General features: G+C 67.7%; 17 protein-coding genes. 9 read left to right on the top strand and 8 right to left on the bottom strand.

What is annotated here, in order from left to right; translation table 11 throughout:
* The first annotated feature begins 9 nt into the window (after nucleotides 1-9).
* Nucleotides 10-555: an RNA 2',3'-cyclic phosphodiesterase gene (gene thpR / locus SB751_RS19670; protein WP_313819029.1), complete on the top strand. Its 546-nt coding sequence runs from the start codon at nucleotides 10-12 to the stop codon at nucleotides 553-555.
* A gap of 37 nt (nucleotides 556-592) precedes the next feature.
* On the opposite strand, the gene SB751_RS19675 is transcribed toward thpR, so the two are convergent.
* Nucleotides 593-1219, bottom strand: a complete 627-nt coding sequence (locus tag SB751_RS19675; RefSeq protein ID WP_144203259.1) for a LysE family translocator — start codon at nucleotides 1217-1219, stop codon at nucleotides 593-595.
* A 131-nt stretch (nucleotides 1220-1350) separates the two neighbouring features.
* Here SB751_RS19675 and SB751_RS19680 point away from each other — a divergent pair, with 131 nt between their 5' ends.
* Nucleotides 1351-2220 (top strand): LysR substrate-binding domain-containing protein, encoded by an 870-nt coding sequence (locus SB751_RS19680; protein ID WP_144203315.1) that lies wholly within the window; start codon nucleotides 1351-1353, stop codon nucleotides 2218-2220.
* 193 nt (nucleotides 2221-2413) lie between these two features.
* Nucleotides 2414-3208: a flagellar brake protein gene (locus SB751_RS19685; protein WP_144203261.1), complete on the top strand. Its 795-nt coding sequence runs from the start codon at nucleotides 2414-2416 to the stop codon at nucleotides 3206-3208.
* A gap of 44 nt (nucleotides 3209-3252) precedes the next feature.
* Here the strand turns inward: SB751_RS19685 and SB751_RS19690 are convergent, their stop codons facing one another.
* Together SB751_RS19690 and SB751_RS19695 are read right to left on the bottom strand one after the other, a co-directional pair.
* The gene (locus SB751_RS19690) at nucleotides 3253-4101 is read right to left on the bottom strand and encodes an IclR family transcriptional regulator C-terminal domain-containing protein (protein WP_144203263.1); all 849 of its coding nucleotides are present in this window, start codon (nucleotides 4099-4101) and stop codon (nucleotides 3253-3255) included.
* Between the two features lie 271 nt (nucleotides 4102-4372).
* Nucleotides 4373-6745: a patatin-like phospholipase family protein gene (locus SB751_RS19695; RefSeq protein ID WP_410748307.1), complete on the bottom strand. Its 2373-nt coding sequence runs from the start codon at nucleotides 6743-6745 to the stop codon at nucleotides 4373-4375.
* A 238-nt stretch (nucleotides 6746-6983) separates the two neighbouring features.
* Between SB751_RS19695 and SB751_RS19700 the strand changes: the two genes are divergently transcribed.
* On the top strand, nucleotides 6984-7190 hold the full coding sequence (locus SB751_RS19700; protein WP_144203265.1) for an oxidoreductase-like domain-containing protein: 207 nt from the start codon (nucleotides 6984-6986) through the stop codon (nucleotides 7188-7190).
* A gap of 10 nt (nucleotides 7191-7200) precedes the next feature.
* Nucleotides 7201-8031, top strand: coding sequence for an NAD-dependent protein deacetylase (locus tag SB751_RS19705; RefSeq protein WP_144203267.1), 831 nt, complete (start codon nucleotides 7201-7203; stop codon nucleotides 8029-8031).
* Between the two features lie 6 nt (nucleotides 8032-8037).
* On the opposite strand, the gene SB751_RS19710 is transcribed toward SB751_RS19705, so the two are convergent.
* From SB751_RS19710 to SB751_RS19720, 3 genes are all read right to left on the bottom strand, one after another.
* Nucleotides 8038-8625, bottom strand: a complete 588-nt coding sequence (locus tag SB751_RS19710) for a DUF1439 domain-containing protein (protein WP_144203269.1) — start codon at nucleotides 8623-8625, stop codon at nucleotides 8038-8040.
* A 91-nt stretch (nucleotides 8626-8716) separates the two neighbouring features.
* Complete coding sequence (locus tag SB751_RS19715) at nucleotides 8717-8920, bottom strand: SlyX family protein (protein ID WP_144203271.1); 204 nt, start codon at nucleotides 8918-8920, stop codon at nucleotides 8717-8719.
* A 63-nt stretch (nucleotides 8921-8983) separates the two neighbouring features.
* Nucleotides 8984-9415, bottom strand: coding sequence for a VOC family protein (locus SB751_RS19720; RefSeq protein WP_144203273.1), 432 nt, complete (start codon nucleotides 9413-9415; stop codon nucleotides 8984-8986).
* Between the two features lie 285 nt (nucleotides 9416-9700).
* Here SB751_RS19720 and argG point away from each other — a divergent pair, with 285 nt between their 5' ends.
* The gene (gene argG, locus SB751_RS19725; protein ID WP_144203275.1) at nucleotides 9701-11026 is read left to right on the top strand and encodes an argininosuccinate synthase; all 1326 of its coding nucleotides are present in this window, start codon (nucleotides 9701-9703) and stop codon (nucleotides 11024-11026) included.
* Between the two features lie 53 nt (nucleotides 11027-11079).
* On the opposite strand, the gene SB751_RS19730 is transcribed toward argG, so the two are convergent.
* Nucleotides 11080-12342, bottom strand: coding sequence for an SGNH/GDSL hydrolase family protein (locus tag SB751_RS19730; RefSeq protein ID WP_250025721.1), 1263 nt, complete (start codon nucleotides 12340-12342; stop codon nucleotides 11080-11082).
* Between the two features lie 102 nt (nucleotides 12343-12444).
* On the opposite strand from SB751_RS19730, the gene SB751_RS19735 reads away from it, so the two are divergent.
* The 3 genes from SB751_RS19735 to SB751_RS19745 all read left to right on the top strand — a co-directional run bounded on the left by SB751_RS19735 (nucleotide 12445) and on the right by SB751_RS19745 (nucleotide 17914).
* The gene (locus SB751_RS19735) at nucleotides 12445-13359 is read left to right on the top strand and encodes a LysR family transcriptional regulator (RefSeq protein WP_144203279.1); all 915 of its coding nucleotides are present in this window, start codon (nucleotides 12445-12447) and stop codon (nucleotides 13357-13359) included.
* 161 nt (nucleotides 13360-13520) lie between these two features.
* On the top strand, nucleotides 13521-14546 hold the full coding sequence (locus SB751_RS19740) for an aldo/keto reductase (RefSeq protein WP_144203281.1): 1026 nt from the start codon (nucleotides 13521-13523) through the stop codon (nucleotides 14544-14546).
* Between the two features lie 269 nt (nucleotides 14547-14815).
* Nucleotides 14816-17914, top strand: coding sequence for a transglycosylase domain-containing protein (locus tag SB751_RS19745; RefSeq protein ID WP_211943576.1), 3099 nt, complete (start codon nucleotides 14816-14818; stop codon nucleotides 17912-17914).
* On the opposite strand, the gene SB751_RS19750 is transcribed toward SB751_RS19745, so the two are convergent.
* A complete protein-coding gene (locus tag SB751_RS19750) occupies nucleotides 17876-18127 on the bottom strand; it encodes a GlsB/YeaQ/YmgE family stress response membrane protein (RefSeq protein ID WP_144203285.1) in 252 nt (83 codons plus the stop codon). The two genes, SB751_RS19745 and SB751_RS19750, sit on opposite strands and share 39 nt — an antisense overlap.
* Nucleotides 18128-18166 lie beyond the last annotated feature (39 nt).

Consider the following 18166-nt stretch of genomic DNA (forward strand, 5'->3'; position numbering starts at 1 on the left):
TTTCTCGCTTTGCCCCGGCTGTTCATCGCCATCGACACGCCGCCCGCCGTGGCGGCGGGCCTGCTGCATACGCTGCCCGTGCATCGCGGCGTGCGGCCCGTGCCAGCCGGGCAGTTGCACCTGACGCTGCGTTTTCTTGGCGATCAGGACGAAGACAGCGCCGCGCGCATCGGCAAGGCGCTGGCGGGCATCCAGGCGCCGCCGTTGACGATGCAGGTTCAGGGCGTCGGACGCTTCCGGGGCGGTCAGGGCGCCGTGCTGTGGGCCGGCCTGGCCCACGATGACCGCCTGACCGCGCTGTTCGACGCCATCGAGGCTGCGTTGGCCGACATCGGCATCGCGCGCGAGCGCCGTCGCTTTCATCCGCACCTGACCGTGGCGCGTTGCCGTCCGGGCTTGCCGGAGGCGGTGATGCGCGACTGGCTCGCCGCGCAGCACGACCTGACCCTGCCGGCGTGGACCGCCGAGCGCTTCGTCCTCTTTGAGAGTTTTCTGAGCCCGGACGGCGCGCGCCACGAGCCGCGTGCCGGCTATCCGCTAGCCGCTAGTCGCTAGTCGCTAGCCGCTAGTCGCTAGTCGCTAGTCGTAGCCGCTAGCGCCCGAGGTTGCTGAGCCCCAGCGCCACCCCGAGCCCGCACAGCGCCGAGCCGAGCGTCTTGTCGATCAAACCCTGCCGGCGCAGCATGGCAGCGCGCAGCGGCGCCGCGCCGAACCCCCACGCCACGAGGCTGAACCACGCCCAGTGCGCCACGGACATGAACAGCCCGTAGCCCAGTTGCACCGCCCACGGCGTATGGGCATCCACCACCTGCGTGTAGGTGCTGACCACGAACAGCGTGGTCTTGGGATTGAGCGCATTGGTCAGGAATCCCATCCGCAGCGAGGCCCAGTTGGATAACGCCGGCGCCTCGCGTGTATCCACCGTCAGGGGCGTGCGGTTGCGCAGCGTCTTGATGCCGATCCAGATCAAATAGGCCGCGCCGAGCAGCTTCACCGCCGTCAGCCAGCCGTGCGCGTGCTCGATCAGCATCGCCACGCCGAACATGGTGTAGCACACGTGCACCTGCACCCCGAGCGCGATGCCCAGCGCGCACAGCAGCCCGGTGCGGCGGCCGAACAGGTAGCTGTTGCGCGTGACCATGGCGAAGTCGGGCCCGGGGCTGATCACGGCGAGGAGGGTGATGCTGGCGACGGCCAGCGCTTCGGCAAGGGGCGACATATCAGTGAGTTTTCTGGTTCGATAGAGGTGGGATGGCGCCGCTATTCTCGCCAGACAGGATAGGGCCAGACAACCGATATATACTCGCCGAAAACTGTGAGGAAACCTGACAGATGAGCGATTTGCCGCCGATGCACTGGCTGGGCGCGATCCGGTTCTTCGAGGCCGCCGCACGGCTTGGCAGCTTTGTGCGCGCGGCCGACGAACTCCACCTGACCCACGGCGCCATCAGCCGTCAGATCCGCCAACTGGAAGAGGCGCTCGGTGTGCCGCTCTTCGAGCGCCGTAACCGGGCCGTCTTCCTGACCGAGGCGGGCCGCACGCTCCACGCCGCCGCCACGCAGTCTCTGGCGGGGCTGGCCGAGGCGGTCGCCCGGATCCGCGCGCCGGCGCCGCGTGCCGCGCTGGTGCTGTCGTGCGAGCCGACCATCGCCATGCGCTGGCTGATTCCACGGCTGTCGCGCTTTGCCGCCGCCTATCCGGACATCGCGTTGCACCTGATGGCGGCCGGCGGGCCGATAGATTTCCGGAAAAGCGGAGTGGATGTGGCGCTGCGCCGCAACGATTTCCCGTTCGATACACGCTGGCATACGCGCGAACTGGCGCAGGAGTGTGTCGGGCCAGTCTGCCGGCCGGATTTGGCCACGGCTGACCCGGCGGCGGTCACGCGCCTCCACACCCGCACCCGGCCCGATGCCTGGCAGCGCTGGCAACAGTTTGAAGCGGGCGAAAAAGCCGGTCCCGCCGTCCAGATTGGCCGGTCAGACCAGTGGTATGAACACTTCTACCTGAGCCTGCAGGCGGCTGCGGCGGGCCTGGGCTGGGCCATGGCGTCGCGGCTGATGGCGGCCGATGAACTGGCCGATGGCCGGCTGGCCGCGCCGCTGGGGTTTGTGGCGGACGGGTCGTCCTACTATCTGATTGCTCCGGCGCCGTTCGCCCAGGATGCCCGGCTGGCGGCGCTGCACGGCTGGCTACGCACGGAGATGGAATCCGGCTGAAAAGGCGCTGCAACCGCTACCCCCCGGAAGTCGGTTGCTAAAGTTACGTCGTATTTTGCCGAAGGCCAAGGCATGACCTTGCGCCATCCCCGGGCGGCGCTTACCATGCGGCGCTGGCCGCAGCCAGATCCACAAAGCGTTGCCCGCCCCAGGCAAGACGGCGAGTGACCACTTTCGACGTAGCGTATTCCCCATGAGTGTCCAAGATTCCCGAGGGTCCGAGCAGGCCCAAAACCGGTCCCAGATCGAGGGCGAACCTGACGAGCAGGAAGGCGCGCAGTCGGATGAACGCTACCGCCTGACCCACAGCTCGCAGATCGGCACGGTGCTGCGCGACCTGGCCTGGCAGAAGTGCCTGCTGAACGTGCGTTCGGCGCGGGGCTCCGAGATCGTGACGTCGATCCTGCACGTGGATCCGGCCAACCGCACCTTTATCTTCGACTGGTGCCGCGCGGATGCGGAGCGCCAGGCGCTGATGGCTTCGGACAAGAATGCGTTCTCGGGGCTGCTGCGCGGCGTGCCGGTGAACTTCGTGGTCGGCGTGCCCGGCGCCACGCGCTTCGAGGGCGGGCCGGCCTTCATCGCCGATTTCCCGGACAAGCTCTACCACTTCCAGCGCCGCCGCCATTTCCGCGCGCGCACGCTGCTGACCAAGGGTTACCGCTGCCAGATCCATCTGCCGGAGACGCCCGACAAGCGCACGCTGCACCTCGATATCGCCGATCTGTCGCTGTCCGGCGCGGGCCTGCGCTCGCGTACGGTGGGCGCTGACCAGCTGCCGGTGGGCACGGTCATCAAGAAGTGTGTGCTGGATTTTGCCGAACTGGGCCGGCTGGAACTGGACATGCAGGTGGTGGGCCACTGGCTGGTCGGCTTCGACGACAACACCGTGCACCACTACGGCTGCGCCTTCCTGAATCCGGATGGCCGCATGGAGAACTTCCTCCAGCGGCTGGTGTTCCAGCTCGAACTGGCACACCGGGGCTGATTTTTCGGGATTGAGCCCCCTGATCGGGACCGCTCAGGTCCCGCTCAGGTCCCAATCAACTTCCCGATGGCAGCGGCGGCCTCCCGCATGGGGGTCAACAGCCGCGCCACCATCTCCGCCTCGGACACCCGGGTGGCCTTCACGCTGACGCTGATGGCCGCCACCACGGTGCCCGAGAGCGACCGCACCGGCACGGCAATCGCCCGCAAACCCGGTTCCAGTTCCTCGTCGATCAGCACATATTCCAGCTCCCGCGCGCGCCGGAAGGCCGCTTCCAGCTCCGGGCGCGAGATCTTGGTCTGCAAGGTGCGCGGGCGCAGCTCGGCATGTTCGAAGAAGGCTTCGAGCACCGCCTCGGGCTGGTGGGCCAGCAGCAGCCGGCCTGTGGACGTGCAATAGGCCGGCAGCCGGCTCCCCATTCCAAGTGCATGAGTCAGCACACGCTGCACTTCCGAGCGCACCAGGTAAAGGATGTCCGTGCCGTCGAGAATGGCCAGGGCCGAGGTCTCGTGGATGCGCGTGCTGAGGTTGTCGAGGATGGGTTGCGCCGCCGAGACCAGCGACGTCGAGGAGAAATAGGCGTGGCCCAGATGCAGCACGCGCGGCCGCAGCGCGAAGTGGCCGTCCTGCTGGCTCACGTAGCCCAGTTGCTCCAGCGTATAGAGACAGCGCCGCACCGAGGCGCGCGACAGCTGCGTGCGCTGTGCCACCTGCGAGATAGTGAGTGGGCGCTTGCGCTCGGAGAAAGCCTCGAGCACCGTCAGGCCGCGCGCCAGCGACAGCATGAAATTCGGATCGCCGGCAAAGCTGGACAGGATGTCGGCCGGCGGCCGGGCGGCGCGGACGGAGTCGGCCTGTGCGGGCTTGAGACTGATGGGAGCGGGGGCGTCCATAGGGGAATCGGCAGGAAATGCGATGCGGGGGCGTTCGATAATCGCGCATCTTAACGTCCCACGGCGGGGCCTGCCGGGATTCGCCCAAAAAAATGTCGCCGATTGGGGCGGCGACTGGGTAAGGGGTGTCGCCCGGGACGGGGGTCCCAACGACGAGGCCAGTATAGGCAGCAGCACTTCCTGCCGACATGCCACCTCGGTGGGGGTTGGCCGTAGCGCACTTTGCGCTAGTGGCATCACATCGGCTGCGCCGGAATTCGTCGGATTGGTCCTAGGGCTTGCCCAGGAACAGGTAGAACGCGTAGCTGCCGCCTGCCGCGCGGCCATAGGCGAGATAGAACGGCCCGATCGGGCTGTCCAGGCCGAGGAAGGCGGCCCCCGACTTGAGCAGCCCGGTGGGGTTGCCCGGCACCAGCGGTGCGCCCACGCGGCCCGCCTCGAGCGAAAACCCCGCGTAGACCCCTTCGAGGAAGGTCTGCCGCACGAGCTTGTTGTAATAGACCAACCGCGCGAACTGGATATTGCCGCCGATCAGCTGCCCGGTGGAGTAGCCGGATTGCTGCAGGAAGCCGCCCCACTGGAACATCGCATACGGCGGCAGTGCCGGCCCGCCCAGGTTGGAGCCGGCCCGCACCCCCAGGTTGATGGTGTTGTTGCCGAAGGAGTGGGCATAGGTGGCCGTCAGGTCGCCCTTGGTATAGGTGTCGGTGGCGCCCAGGGCGCCTTGCGACGAGTAGACGTTCATCGTCGCCCCGTAGCCGAAGCGCGGGAAGTTGATGCTGTCGACCTGATCCACCAGCACCCGGGCCGTGAAGGCGCGGCGCTCGGTGCTTTCATTGCCCGGAGAGAGGAACGCCGGCCCGGTGGAGAGCGACGCGTTCTGGTGGCCGAGCACGAAGCCCAGGCGCCCCTCGCCATATTTGGTGATCTGCGTGCCCACGTCCAGCGCCAGGTCCGTGCGGCGCAGGTCGTACTGGGCGATCCGCTGGCTGCCGCTGAAGACGTTGACGGGGCGGCGTTCGAGTTCGAAGCGCGGGGCGATGAAGAACCGCTGGCGGGTATCCAGCGGCTGGTAGAACTCGCTGGTCAGGCTCGAGGTCTGGCCCACCTGGGCGTCCGTGCGCCATTCGGCGCCGAGCGAGTTGATCCACGTGCGGCGGTAGCTGGCCAGCAGGTTGAAGTAGGCGTCGCCCCGGAAGTCGGAACTGAGGCCGAGCCCGAAGCGCAGATAGTTGGGCCCGTACGATTTCTCGATGGCTTCTACGCCGAGCACCCGCTTGCCCGGTTCCTCGAGGAAGCGGTAGTTCACGTGCTCGAAGTCGCCGGTGCCGAACAGCCGGCGCATGTCGCGGTCCAGCGTAGCCTGCGAGATCGGCTCGCCGGGGTGGGTTTCCATCGTCGCGGCGGCAAATGCGGGGCTCACGCGCTCCATCGGCGCGAAGCGGATTTCGTCCACGGGTCGCAGGTCGGGCGGTGACAGATTGCGCTGCGCAGCGCGCAGGGTGGCGTATTCGTCGGGCGGAATCGACAGCTCGGCGAGCCGGGCGTGCTGGCGCCGGGCGGCTTCCTCGCCAATCGGAATGGTCTTGGGCAGGTGGTCGAAGTCGCCGGCCGAGAACTCGCCGAGTTCGGGCAGGATCAGGATGTCCGAGGGCCGCAGCGACGCCAGCGAGGCGCGCACATTCTGCTCGGTCAGGATGTTCAGCATCTGGCTGGTCACGCCGATCAGCGAGGTCAGGTCCTCGCGCTTCATCAGCGGCGTGCCGAGGTTGACCGCGATGACGATGTCGGCGCCCATGGCGCGCGCCACATCCACGGGCAGGTTGTCGGTCAGGCCGCCATCGACGAGCAGCTTGCCCTGGTACTCGGTGGGCGCCACGGCGCCGGGCACGGACATGCTGGCGCGCATCACGTTCGCCAGCTCGCCCTCGGTGAACACCACGGCGGTGCCGGCGACAAGGTCGGTGGCCACGGCGCGGTAAGGAATCGGCAAGGTATCGAAATTCCGATAGCCGGGGGTGTTGGCCAGCTTGCGCAGCACCGTCTCCAGTTGCACGCCGGACACCGCGCCCTTGGGCAGCAGCAGCCCGTCCGAGCGCACGCCAATCTCGGGCGTGAACAGGTTGGTGTGGTCATCGAGCTTGCGGCGGATGGCCAGGTCCTGGCGCGGCGGCCGTTCCTTGAAGATGGCGCTGGTGGACAGCCCGCCGACCAGTTCTTCCATGTCCGGGATGCTCATGCCGCTGGCATACGCACCGCCGACCAGCGAGCCCATGCTGGTGCCGGCGATGCAGTCCACGGGCACGCGAAGTTCCTCGAGCACCTTCAGCACGCCGATATGGGCCGCACCGCGCGCGCCGCCGCCGGACAATACCAGGCAGATCTTGGGGCGGCCCACCGGGTGGGCCTTGGCCGCGGCCCCTTCGACCGAGCCGCCGGGCGTGGCCGGGGCGAGGAGGGCGGGCGCGGGGAACGGCGGATTCGGCGCCGGGACGATGTTGCTGGGAGTGTAGGAGGGCAGGCGGAGGGTGCCGCCCTGCGGCGGCGGCTCCTCGGCCATGGCCGGGCCCGGCGCGACCGCCAGCATCGCCAGCATCGCGGCGAGCAGGCTGCACAGGAAAGGGAGTCGCGTCGCAACGCGCATGGCAGCGTATCCGATCATCCACGCCTCACAGGTGGCCGGCGGCAACCTTGCCACAAGGCTAGCAGCCTGCCGCCGCAACCGTGTGCGCGATGGAACACCTTCGAAACAATTCAATATCGGATTGGAACGATGCAGATCAGGGCGGCGCCGGGAGGGCGGCTGTCCGCCTGCCGCCGCCGGCCCGAACCTGGCAGGCGGCATATACTGGCGCCGTAACATTTCCTTCAGGTCTTGAGCCGTGTCTTCCCCAGTTTCCGACGATCCGCGTCCGCTCCCGCCCGAGCGCCCTGGCGACAACGAGTGCTGCCAGAGCGGCTGCGATCCGTGCATCTTTGACTACTACAACGACGAAATGGAGCGCTACCGGCAGGAACTGAGGGCGTGGGAGTCTCGCCAGGGGGCGCACGCCGAGGCGCCATCCGCCTCCACATCGTCCACTTCGTAGCCTGCAGCCGGTGGAAGACCTTCTCGACTTCGTGCGGCGCCATCCGCGCCTGTTCGTGCTGACCGGTGCGGGCATCAGCACGGATTCCGGCATTCCGGGCTACCGCGACGAGCAGGGCCGGTGGCAGCGCTCCGCGCCGATGACCATCACCGCCTTCCTGAGCGGCCACGCGGCGCGCCAGCGCTACTGGGCGCGCAGCATGGTGGGCTGGCCCGTGGCGGCCGGCGCGCAGCCGAATGTGAGCCATCGCGTGGTAGCGGAGCTGGGCGATGCCGGGCGCGTGACCGGGTTGGTCACGCAGAACGTGGATGGCCTGCACCAGCGCGCCGGCAGCCAAGGGGTGATCGAACTGCACGGCAGTATTGGCCAGGTCATCTGCCTGTCCTGCGCCACGCGCTACCCGCGCGCGGACATCCAGCGCTGGCTGTGGCAGCACAATCCCGAATTCCGCGATGTGTCGGCGCTGCCGGCGGCCGATGGCGACGCCCATCTGGAATCGCCGCTGTTCGACAACTTCGCGGTGCCCGTGTGCGAGCGCTGCGAAGGGCTGCTCAAGCCCGATGTGGTGTTCTTCGGCGAATCGGTGCCGCGCGAGCGCGTGGCGGCCGGGCGGCTGGCGCTCGATGCAGCGGACGCCGTGCTGGTGATCGGCTCGTCGCTGACGGTGTTCTCGGGGTATCGCTTCTGCGTCTGGGCGCACGAGCATGGCTTGCCGATTGCCGCCCTGAACCTGGGCACCACGCGTGCCGATCCGTTGCTGACGCTCAAGGTGCTCGCCCCGATCGGGCCGACGCTGGCGGGGCTTGCCGCCGCGCTGGGGCTGGAACCCGGCGCGGGTTAGGTCGGATCAGCGCAGATCCAGCTTCACGCGGATGCCGTCCGCCGCCACGGTGATCGCGCCCGGCTGCACGTCCTTGCCGTTGAAGCGCAACTCCTCGGGCTTGAACGTATAGAGCGGATAGTCCTTCAGCAACTGCTGGGCCACCACCGCGCCAATGGCATTGAGCTGCTCGTTGTACTGGCTCATGCCCTGCACCTGGACCTGCTGGACCGTGGGATTGTCCAGCAGCACGGCGCGCTGCGTGGCGTCGTAGCGCACGCCGCTGTTCAGCGCCAGCGTGCCGTTGACCGGCGGCGACGGCAGGATGGTGTTGCTGACGGCCGCATCCATCTGCGTGGTGATGCGGTTGGTGGCCTCGTCCAGCACCAGGCGCGGGTGCGACAGCTGCACGCTCACCAGTTCGCCATAGCGCAGCGTGGCGGGAAAGCGCTTCTCGACGGCACTCTGCAACTCGGCCTTGGTGAAGGTGTATTCGCCGGTCCAGACGTTATAGGCGGCATGGGCGAGGGCGAAGCTGCCCAGCGCGGCGACTGCGGCGGTGGCCAGCAGCGCGCGCCGGGTGGGGAAGACGCGATTGATCAAGGGACGGGCCATGGGCTCGGTTTGGTTGGCATCGTTGCCGGTCAGACCGGGCCCGGGGGGCATCGTTCCTGTGTGATGAGTACGCCGCACGACGGGCGCCGCATCAATAGTGCGGCGGAATCTCATGCTGCGGATTGCTCTCGGCGGCGGTCGAGGCACTGGTCCGGACCTGCTGGTACAGCGCCCGGAACTGGGCCTGGAGCAGGTCCAGCTGCTGCTGCTGGCGCGCGACGGCCAGGTTCAGCGTCTCGATCAGGTCTTCCTGGAAGGCGACCTTGATCTCGAGGTCGGTCAGGCGGGATTCCATGGCATGTCTCCGGTTGGCCGCGCATTTTACGGCACGGCCGTGCCGGGACCCTGCCATCGGCGCTTATTCGCCCGCCACCAGGACCATCCAGGTCACACCGAACTTGTCCGCCACCATGCCGAAGCGCTCGGAGAAGAAGGTCTTCATCGCCGGCATGACCACGTTGCCGCCTGCGCCCAGCGCGGCGATCGTCTTGTCGACCGTTGCCGCGTCCGGCACGGTGATGGAGAGCGCAAAGCCCTGGAAGGCGGCCTGGCCCTTGCAGTCGCCATCGGACGCCATGATCGTGGTGTCCCCGATCTGCAGCGCCATGTGCATGACCTTGTCGTCATGGCCGGCACCGGGCCCGCAACCGGGGCTGGCGTCCTGCGGCTCGGGGTTGTCACGGAAGCGCAGCAGCATTTCCACCTTGGCGCCGAGCGCGGTCTTGTAGAACTCGGCCGCTTCCTCTGCGCGGCCATCGAAGAACAGATAGGACTGGACTTTCTTGGACATCGACATCTCCTGGTTGGCGTTGGCCGGCGATTTGTGTACGCCGTCCACAAGAGACTAGCAAATAAAATGGACAACGTCCACATTGTTACTTTTCGTGTCCGTCACAGACGGACACGTTTTCGTGGCCCGGCCGAGCTAGCATAGACGACACGCCCCGCAGTTTGGCGCTACCGCCCGGGCGTGTCACAATTCAAGGTTACGAGTTCGGGCGCCGCATCGGCTGCCGCGTGGTGGTTTCACGCGGGAGCGCCCCAAGAGCCGACAAATTCACCTAGATTTCTGGCGATGACTACCATCCTGCAGCACATTCCTTCCGGCCAGCGCGTCGGAATCGCCTTCTCGGGCGGACTCGACACCAGCGCCGCGCTCCTCTGGATGCGCCAGAAGGGCGCCATTCCCTACGCCTACACGGCCAACCTGGGTCAGCCCGACGAGCCGGACTACGACGATATTCCCCGCCGCGCCAAGGCGTATGGCGCCGAGGAAGCCCGTCTGGTGGATTGCCGCGCGCAACTGGTGTCCGAAGGCATCGCCGCGCTGCAGTGCGGTGCATTCCACATTTCCACGGCCGGCGTGACGTACTTCAACACCACGCCGATCGGCCGTGCCGTGACCGGCACGATGCTGGTGGCCGCGATGAAGGACGATGGCGTCAATATCTGGGGCGATGGCAGCACGTTCAAGGGCAACGACATCGAGCGTTTCTACCGCTACGGCCTGCTGACCAACCCGGGCCTGCAGATCTACAAGCCGTGGCTGGACCAGCAGTTCATCGACGAACTGGGCGGCCGGGCCGAAATGTCCGAGTTCATGCGCCAGAGCGGCCATGACTACAAGATGTCGGCCGAAAAGGCGTATTCGACGGACTCGAACATGCTTGGCGCCACGCACGAGGCCAAGGATCTCGAGCACCTGGACTCGGGCATCCGCATCGTCCAGCCGATCATGGGCGTGCAGTTCTGGCGCGATGAAGTGGAAGTGAAGCGCGAGGAAGTGACCGTGCGCTTCGAGGAAGGCCAGCCCGTGGCGCTGAACGGCAAGACCTTTGCCAACAGCGTGGACCTGTTCATGGAAGCCAATGCCATCGGCGGCCGCCACGGCCTGGGCATGAGCGACCAGATCGAGAACCGGATCATCGAGGCCAAGAGCCGCGGCATCTACGAAGCCCCGGGCCTCGCGCTGCTGTTCATCGCCTACGAGCGCCTGATCACCGGCATCCACAACGAAGACACCATCGAGCAGTACCGCGACAACGGCCGCCGCCTGGGCCGCCTGCTGTACCAGGGCCGCTGGTTCGACCCGCAGGCCATCATGCTGCGCGAAACCGCCCAGCGCTGGGTGGCGGGCGCCGTGACCGGCGAGGTGACCATCGAACTGCGCCGTGGCAACGATTACTCGATCCTGAACACCACGTCGCCGAACCTGACCTACAAGCCGGAACGGCTGACGATGGAAAAGGGCGAATCGATGTTCACGCCGCTGGACCGCATCGGCCAGCTGACCATGCGCACGCTGGACATCGTGGACACCCGCGAGAAGCTCCAGACGTACGCGAAGAGCGGCCTGCTGTCGACCAAGACCAGCGCGGCGCTGCCGAAGCTCGAAGACTGAGCGCGGGCAGGCATCACCTGAAGAGCCGGCAAGGGCAACCTTGCCGGCTTTTTTCATGGCTGGCGCGCGGGTAGCAGCGTGGCGGGGTCGATGGCACCGGCCATCGCCGCGTAGCCGCGGTCGCCCGGGTGGAGGTGGTCGCCGCTGTCGAAGGCGGGGTGCAGGGCGTCCGGGTGGGCGGGGTCGCGCAGGGCGGTGTCGAAGTCCGCCACGGCATCGAAGGCGCCGCTGGTGCGGACCCAGTGGTTCACCTGCTGGCGCAGCGCATCCTTCTGCGGGCTGGCGTAGCCGTGGATCGGCGATCCCTCCACGGCCAGCGCGCCCGCGAACGGCGTGATTGTCGCGCCGATCACGCGCACCCCGCGCCGGTGCGCACGGTCGATCAGGGACTGGTAGCCGGCGATCACGTCGGCGGCGGCGGGCAGGCGGGTCGTCGGCAGGAAGGTCGAGCCGGGCCAGCCGATGTCGTTGATGCCCAGCGCCACGATCACCGCCTGCACGCCGGGCACATCGAGCACGTCGCGCTCGAAGCGCGCCCGGCCCGCCTCGCCCATGCCGGCGCGCAGCAGTTGCCCGCCCGAGATGCCCGCATTGAGCACCGCGATGCCGTCCCCGGCCAGCCGGGCGGCGAGCACATCGGGCCAGCGCCGGTTGGCGTCGGGCGTGGCGCCATTGCCTTCGGTGATCGAATCGCCGAGTGCCACAACCACCGGCGCCGGCTGGCGGGCTTCCACCTCGATGGCGGACAGCAGCAGCCTTGCCTGGAAAGGCTCGGCCCGGGGCAGGGCGGTGTCCGCAACGTGGTGGCCATCGGCGATATAGGCCGTCTGCCGGCCATCCCAGTGAAAGGTGTCGATCCGCATCTGTCCGGGCAGGTGGAGGCTGACCGCTACCTCGGCCAGAGCCGGCAACGGTGACGACAGCGGTACCGGATCACTGGTCGCCGTGGCGCCGGGCGGGATGCTGACGGCGGGTTGCCCGGCGAAGGTCACCGCGTGGTTGGAGGCGCGGTCGATCCTGCCGCCGCCGGCATGGCGGGCGAGCCGGACGGCCTCCACTGTGAGCGGCACCCGGCCGTACTGGTTGGACAGCACCACGCGCAGCCGACTTCCGCCGATGCTGACGCGAGCGACCTGCCGCACCGTGCGGTCTTCGAGCCGGGCTGGCAGGCCGGTAGGCAAAGGCAGTTCGTCGGGTCGCCAGACCGGCTGCTGGCTGGCCACCCAGGTCGGCACCCATTGCGGGGCGGCCACGGCGGGGGCGGCGGCGATCCAGCCCGCCAGGGCAATCATGCGAAGCAGCGAGTGGGCAGGCATCAGAAAATTCTCGTCAAAGTTGGAACGGCCTGACTGTCGCCCATTCCGCTTTACGCGGGAACGCGGCAAAATCGCCTATCACTCATTCCATTAAAGAATGACATGGACACCCTCAAGGCGATGCGCGTCTTTACGCGCGCGGTAGAGCTGGGCAGCCTCTCCGCCGTGGCGCGTGAGCTGGACAGCACCCAGCCGACCATCAGCAAGACCGTGGCGGCGCTGGAGGCGGACCTTGGCGTGCGGCTGCTCGAGCGCAGTACCACCCACCTGCAGCCGACCGAGGCCGGCCGTCGCTTCTACGCCCATGCGCTGACCGTGCTCGATGCCTATGCCGAAGCCGCCGCCGATGCGCGCGGCCGGACCGATCGTCCCGTGGGCAAGGTGCGCCTCAGCGCGCCGGTCAGCTTTGGCGTGCTGCGGCTCAATGCGCTGATCCTCGATTTCCTTGCCCGGTATCCGGAGGTGGATGTCGAACTGATCTTCGACGACCGTTTTGTCGATCTGGTGGAGGCGGGCGTGGACGTGGCGTTGCGGCTCGGTGCGTCGCTGCCGCCCAATGTGGTGGCGCGGCGCATCGCGGTGTCGCCACGCGGCCTTGTGGCCGCCCCGGACTACCTCGCGCGCCATGCCCCGGTGCGGCAGCCGGCCGACCTTGCTGACCTCGACCTGCTCCGTTTCACCTGGCTCGCCGCCGGCGATGAGATCGTGCTGACCGATGCCCACGGCAACGTCGCCCAAGTGGACGCGCCGTGCCGCTATCGCGCCAACAATTCGCTGGCCATGCGCGAGAGCTTCCTGGCGGGCGCCGGGTTTGGCCTGACGCCGGCCTGGCTCGTGCAGGACCTGCTCGACACCGGCGCGCTGACCCCGGTGCTGCCCGGCTGGCAGGGCCCGGCGCAGGACGCCTACCTGGTTTATCCGTCGCGCCGCCACCAGCCGGCGCGCACACGGGCGCTGCTGGCCTTCCTGGCCGAGCGCGTGCCGGCGTTGCCCGGATTCCACCCCGTGGAAGCCTGACTCGACCGCGAAGCCGCCCGAGAGCGCCCGAAGCCACCCGTAAGCGCCGCAAGCGCCGCGTCGCCTGCAAGCCGCGCCACATCGGCGCACAATGCGCGCTGGCGGTCGCGCAGACGCCGCCAGACCCCTTGCTTCGGCCTCGACTACCCTGGGAATTCGCCATGCCAGATTTCACCATGCAGTACCGCCGCCTCGGCGCCAGCAACCTGAACGTTTCCACCCTGTGCCTGGGCACCATGATGTTCGCGGACCAGACCGACGAGGCCGAGGCCGCCCGCATCGTGGCCAGCGCCCGTGACCACGGCGTCAATTTCATCGACACCGCCGATGTCTACAGCAAGGGCGGCTCCGAGCAGATGGTGGGCCGCCTGCTGATTGCCGACCGCCACGACTGGGTGCTCGCCACCAAGCTCGGCAACCCGATGGGCAGCGGTCCGAACCAGTCGAACTATTCGCGCACGTGGATCCTGCGCGAGGTGGAAGACAGCCTGCGCCGGCTGGCTACCGACTATGTGGACATCCTCTACCTGCACCGCGACTTCACCGGCGCCAACCTCGAGGAGCCGGTGCGCGCCATGGGCGACCTGATCCGCGCCGGCAAGATCCGCTACTGGGCCGTGTCGAACTTCCGTGGCTGGCGCATTGCCGAGATCGCCAGCCTGTGCGACCGCCTGGGCGTGCCGCGCCCGGTGGCCTGCCAGCCGTACTACAACCTGCTGAACCGGATGCCGGAAGTGGAGATCCTGCCCGCCTGTGAGCATTTCGGCCTGGGCGTGGTGCCCTACAGCCCGATCGCGCGCGGCGTGCTGACCGGCAAGTATCTGCCGGGCCAGAAGCCGGACGCGGACAGCCGCGCCGGCCGGGCCGACCGCCGCATGATGGAGACCGAGTTCCGCGAGGAGTCGCTGGTCATCGCCCAGCAGCTCAAGGCGCATGCCGAAGGGCGCGGCCTCACGCCGGGCCAGTTCGCCACGGCCTGGGTGCTGGCCAACCCGATCATCAGCAGCGTCATTGCCGGGCCGCGCACGCTGGCGCAGTTCGAGGACTACTTCGGCGCGGTGAACGTCGCGATCTCGGCGCAGGAAGAGGCACTGGTCGATGGGCTCGTGCCGCGCGGCCATGCTTCCACGCATGGCTATACCGATCCGAACTATCCGTTCGGCGGCCGTCCGGTGGCATCCGCATAAGCCGCTCAGCGCAAGAAGTACAAGGCCCGCACCGCCCGCGTGTGACGCTCGGGCGGCTCGCGGTGCCGTTGTTGCGCGCCGGGCACGGCGCCGCAAGAAATTCCGCGTTTGAAAGCGTGCGCCAGCCCACTTCGGCATGCCACTCCACGCTGGTTGCTAGTAATATCAATACAGGCCGCCGCCCGTCAGATGCTGGCGCGGCAGCCTGCAATGTATAAGCTGGTGGCGCCCCGGAACGGGTGGGCGCAAGCGCAACCGGATGCCGAAACGTGTCACGTCGTCGCTGGATTCTCGCTGGCTTGGCGGTTGCCGTATGTGGCGGCGCCTACTTGGTTGTGACCCTCGTCACGCACGAGGTTCGCACGTCGCAATGGCAGGCCCGGTACATGAGCCGGCTGGGCAAGTCGTTGACCTACGAACTCCAGCCCGGCGCGAGCGACAGCATCCGTTATCCCCATTCCGGTCCGTACGACGAGCGCCTGGGCTACGAGCGCCTGCCCGAGTTCGGCGAGCGCCTGCTGCGGCACGGGTTTGCCACCACCGCGCAGGTGCGCATGTCGCCCGACCTGGTGCGGCTGATGGACGAGGGCATCTTCCCGCCCTACCGCGAGAAGAACCAGGCGGGCCTGATCGTGCGCGACTGCAACGCGCTGACGCTGGCCTTCGAACGCTATCCCCAACGCCAGTACGATAGTTTCGACGGGGTGCCGAAGGTGCTGGTGGCGTCGCTGCTCTACGTCGAGAACCAGAACCTGCTCAATCCCGAGTATCCGATGATGAATCCGGCCGTGGACTGGCGCCGGTTCTCGCGCGCGGTGCTCGACCAGGCCGTGAAGCTGGCCGACCGTCACCACGACTCCGCCGGCGGCAGCACGCTGGCCACCCAGATCGAGAAATTCCGCCATTCGCCCGAGGGGCGGACCCAGTCGATTCCGGACAAGTTCCGCCAGATGACCTCGGCCTCGCTGCGCGCCTATGTCAACGGCCCCGATACCCAGCGCGCCCGCGAAAACATCGTGCTCGACTACCTGAACACGGTGCCGCTCTCCGCGCGCGTGGGACATGGCGAGGTCAACGGCATTGGTGACGGGCTGTACGTCTGGTACGGCGAGGACTTCGGCGAAGTCAATGCGCTGATCCGCAACATGGACCCGCGCCGCCCCACCCCGCGCGAGGCCCAGGCATACAAGCGCGCGTTGGCGCTGATCGTCTCGCAGCGCCGGCCCTCGTATCACCTGCGGCGCGACGATACCAACCTGGACGCACTGACCGGCAGCTACCTGCGGCTGCTGGCGGCGGCCAACACCATCACGCCGGAGTTGCGCGACGCGGCGCTGGCGCAGTCGCTGGACAAGGCAGCCCCGCCGCAGCGGCCCGATCCGGCGCCCTGGGTGACGCGCAAGGCGGTCAACCAGGTGCGCAACGATGTGTCGCAACTGCTCGGCGTGGACAACCGCTACGCGCTGGATCGCCTCGACCTGACCGTGGACAGCACCATCAACCGTGAAGTGCAACGCATGGTCACGGACACGCTGCTGCGCATCCGCAACAAGGCCGATGCCCGCGAGATGGGCCTGTACGGCAAGAACCTGCTGCGCGAGGGCGACGATCCGTCGCGGCTGGTGGCCAGTTTCACGCTGTTCGAGCGCGTGGGCAACGCCAGCCTGGTGCGGGTGCAGGCCGATAACGTCGACCAGCCGTTCGATATCAACGCCGGGGCGCGGCTGAACCTGGGCTCCACCGCCAAGCTGCGCACGCTGGTCACCTATCTGGAGGTCATCAACGAGATCTACGACCGCCACGCCAACCTGGGCCGGACCGAGCTGGCCGCGATCCAGGTGCCACGCCAGGACGCGCTGACCCGCTGGGTGATCGACACGCTGATCAAGGCCAGGACGCCGGCCGAGCGGTCACGCGGGGCCATCCTCGAAGCCGCGATGGAGCGCAAGTATTCGGGCAATGCCGGCGAGGCGTTCTACACCGGCGGCGGCATGCAGAGCTTCACGAACTTCGAGAAATGGGAGGGCGAGCGCCAGATGACGGTGCGCATGGCCTTCCAGCATTCGGTGAATCTCATCTTTATCCGGATGATGCGCGACATCGTGAAGTACGAAGTCCACCAGGCCCACCCGGAAGCCACCGCGCTGATGGAGGACCGCAACGACCCGGGCCGCCGCCCGTACCTGGAGCGTTTTGCCGACGAGGAAGGCAGTTCCTATATGACGGCGTTCTGGCAGCGCTATCGCGGCAAGACCTCGGATGAGCGACTGAACATCCTGCTAGGCCGCGTGAAGCAGCCGACGCCGCACCTGGGAGCCGTGCGCCTCTCGGTGACGCTGCTGAGTGCCCGGCCTGCCACCGACTTCGACTCCTACGCCGCCGCCGTGCGTGCGCGGCTGCCCAAGCAGAAGCAGCCATCCGAGGAGGATCTGCGCAAGCTTTACGAAAAGTACGGCAAGGACAAGTTCGACCTGAACGACAGGGGCTACCTGTCACGCATCCATCCGCTGGAGCTGTGGATGGTGGAATACCTGGGCGACCACCCCGACGCCACGTTGAGCGAGGTGCTCAAGGCCAGCGCGGACGAGCGGCAATTCGTCTACAAGTGGCTGTTCAAGACCCGCAGCAAGCTGGGGCAGGACGCCCGCATCCGCACGCTGCTGGAGAAAGAGGCGTTCGACAAGGTGGCCAAGCGCTGGCAGCGGCTCGGCTATCCGTTCGATTCGCTGACGCCGTCGTACGCCACGGCCATTGGCGCTTCGGGTGACCGCCCGGCGGCGCTGTCGGAGCTGGCCGGCATCATCCTCGGCAATGGCGTGGATGCCCAGCCATCGACGATCCGTACGTTCGCTTTTGCCGCCGACACCCCCTACGCCACCACGTACACCCTGCGCCCGGGGCAGGGCAAGGTGCTGATTGCGCCGGAGATTGCCGCGCTGGTGCGGCGCTCGATGTTCGATGTGGTGGAGAGCGGCACGGCCAAGTCGATCCGCGGGGCCTTCACGCCGGTCAGCCGGCCGGGGCAGCCCGGCGCGCCGCTGATGATTGGCGGCAAGACCGGCACGGGCGACCAGCGCTTCCAGACCTATGGCCCGGGCGGGCGGGTGATTTCGTCGCGCTCGGTCAATCGGTCGGCCACCTTCGTGTTCCTGCTGGGAGACCGCTATTTCGGCACGGTGACGATCCACGTGCGCGAACCGTACGCGGCGCGCTACGCGTTCACGAGCGCGCTGGCCGTACGCGTGCTGCGCTCGGTGGCGCCGCAGGTCGCGGCGATGGCCGCCCCGGGCAGCACCACCGCGCTGCAGCGTTGCGGCAAGGAGGAGGGTTCAGTTCTTACGGCGAACCAGGTCGTATATCACCAGTAGCACGATGGCACCGATGACCGAGGCAATCCATCCGGCGGCCTCGCCCGGCTGGTAGTACCCCATCGACCGGCCGATGTAGCTGGCCGCCAGCGCGCCGAGCACGCCAAGCAGGATGGTCATGATCCAGCCCATCTTGTCGTCGCCAGGTTTGATGGCGCGGGCGATGAGCCCCACGACAAGTCCAACCAGCACAGTACCGAGGAATGCCATCATGGTGCGCTCCCGTAGCAGTGGATGAGGCGGCGTGTGGCC

Origin of the sequence: Cupriavidus sp. SIMBA_020 (assembly GCF_046535395.1) — a bacterium.
Classification (GTDB): Bacteria; Pseudomonadota; Gammaproteobacteria; order Burkholderiales; family Burkholderiaceae; genus Cupriavidus; species Cupriavidus campinensis.

Coding starts and splice junctions, on each gene's coding strand:
- SB751_RS19675 (WP_144203259.1), bottom strand. CDS start 1,219: ATGTCGCCCCTTGCCGAAGCGCTGGCCGTCGCCAGCATCACCCTCCTC.
- SB751_RS19680 (WP_144203315.1), top strand. CDS start 1,351: ATGCACTGGCTGGGCGCGATCCGGTTCTTCGAGGCCGCCGCACGGCTT.
- SB751_RS19685 (WP_144203261.1), top strand. CDS start 2,414: ATGAGTGTCCAAGATTCCCGAGGGTCCGAGCAGGCCCAAAACCGGTCC.
- SB751_RS19690 (WP_144203263.1), bottom strand. CDS start 4,101: ATGGACGCCCCCGCTCCCATCAGTCTCAAGCCCGCACAGGCCGACTCC.
- SB751_RS19695 (WP_410748307.1), bottom strand. CDS start 6,745: ATGCGCGTTGCGACGCGACTCCCTTTCCTGTGCAGCCTGCTCGCCGCG.
- SB751_RS19710 (WP_144203269.1), bottom strand. CDS start 8,625: ATGGCCCGTCCCTTGATCAATCGCGTCTTCCCCACCCGGCGCGCGCTG.
- SB751_RS19715 (WP_144203271.1), bottom strand. CDS start 8,920: ATGGAATCCCGCCTGACCGACCTCGAGATCAAGGTCGCCTTCCAGGAA.
- SB751_RS19720 (WP_144203273.1), bottom strand. CDS start 9,415: ATGTCCAAGAAAGTCCAGTCCTATCTGTTCTTCGATGGCCGCGCAGAG.
- argG (WP_144203275.1), top strand. CDS start 9,701: ATGACTACCATCCTGCAGCACATTCCTTCCGGCCAGCGCGTCGGAATC.
- SB751_RS19730 (WP_250025721.1), bottom strand. CDS start 12,342: ATGCCTGCCCACTCGCTGCTTCGCATGATTGCCCTGGCGGGCTGGATC.
- SB751_RS19735 (WP_144203279.1), top strand. CDS start 12,445: ATGGACACCCTCAAGGCGATGCGCGTCTTTACGCGCGCGGTAGAGCTG.
- SB751_RS19740 (WP_144203281.1), top strand. CDS start 13,521: ATGCCAGATTTCACCATGCAGTACCGCCGCCTCGGCGCCAGCAACCTG.
- SB751_RS19750 (WP_144203285.1), bottom strand. CDS start 18,127: ATGATGGCATTCCTCGGTACTGTGCTGGTTGGACTTGTCGTGGGGCTC.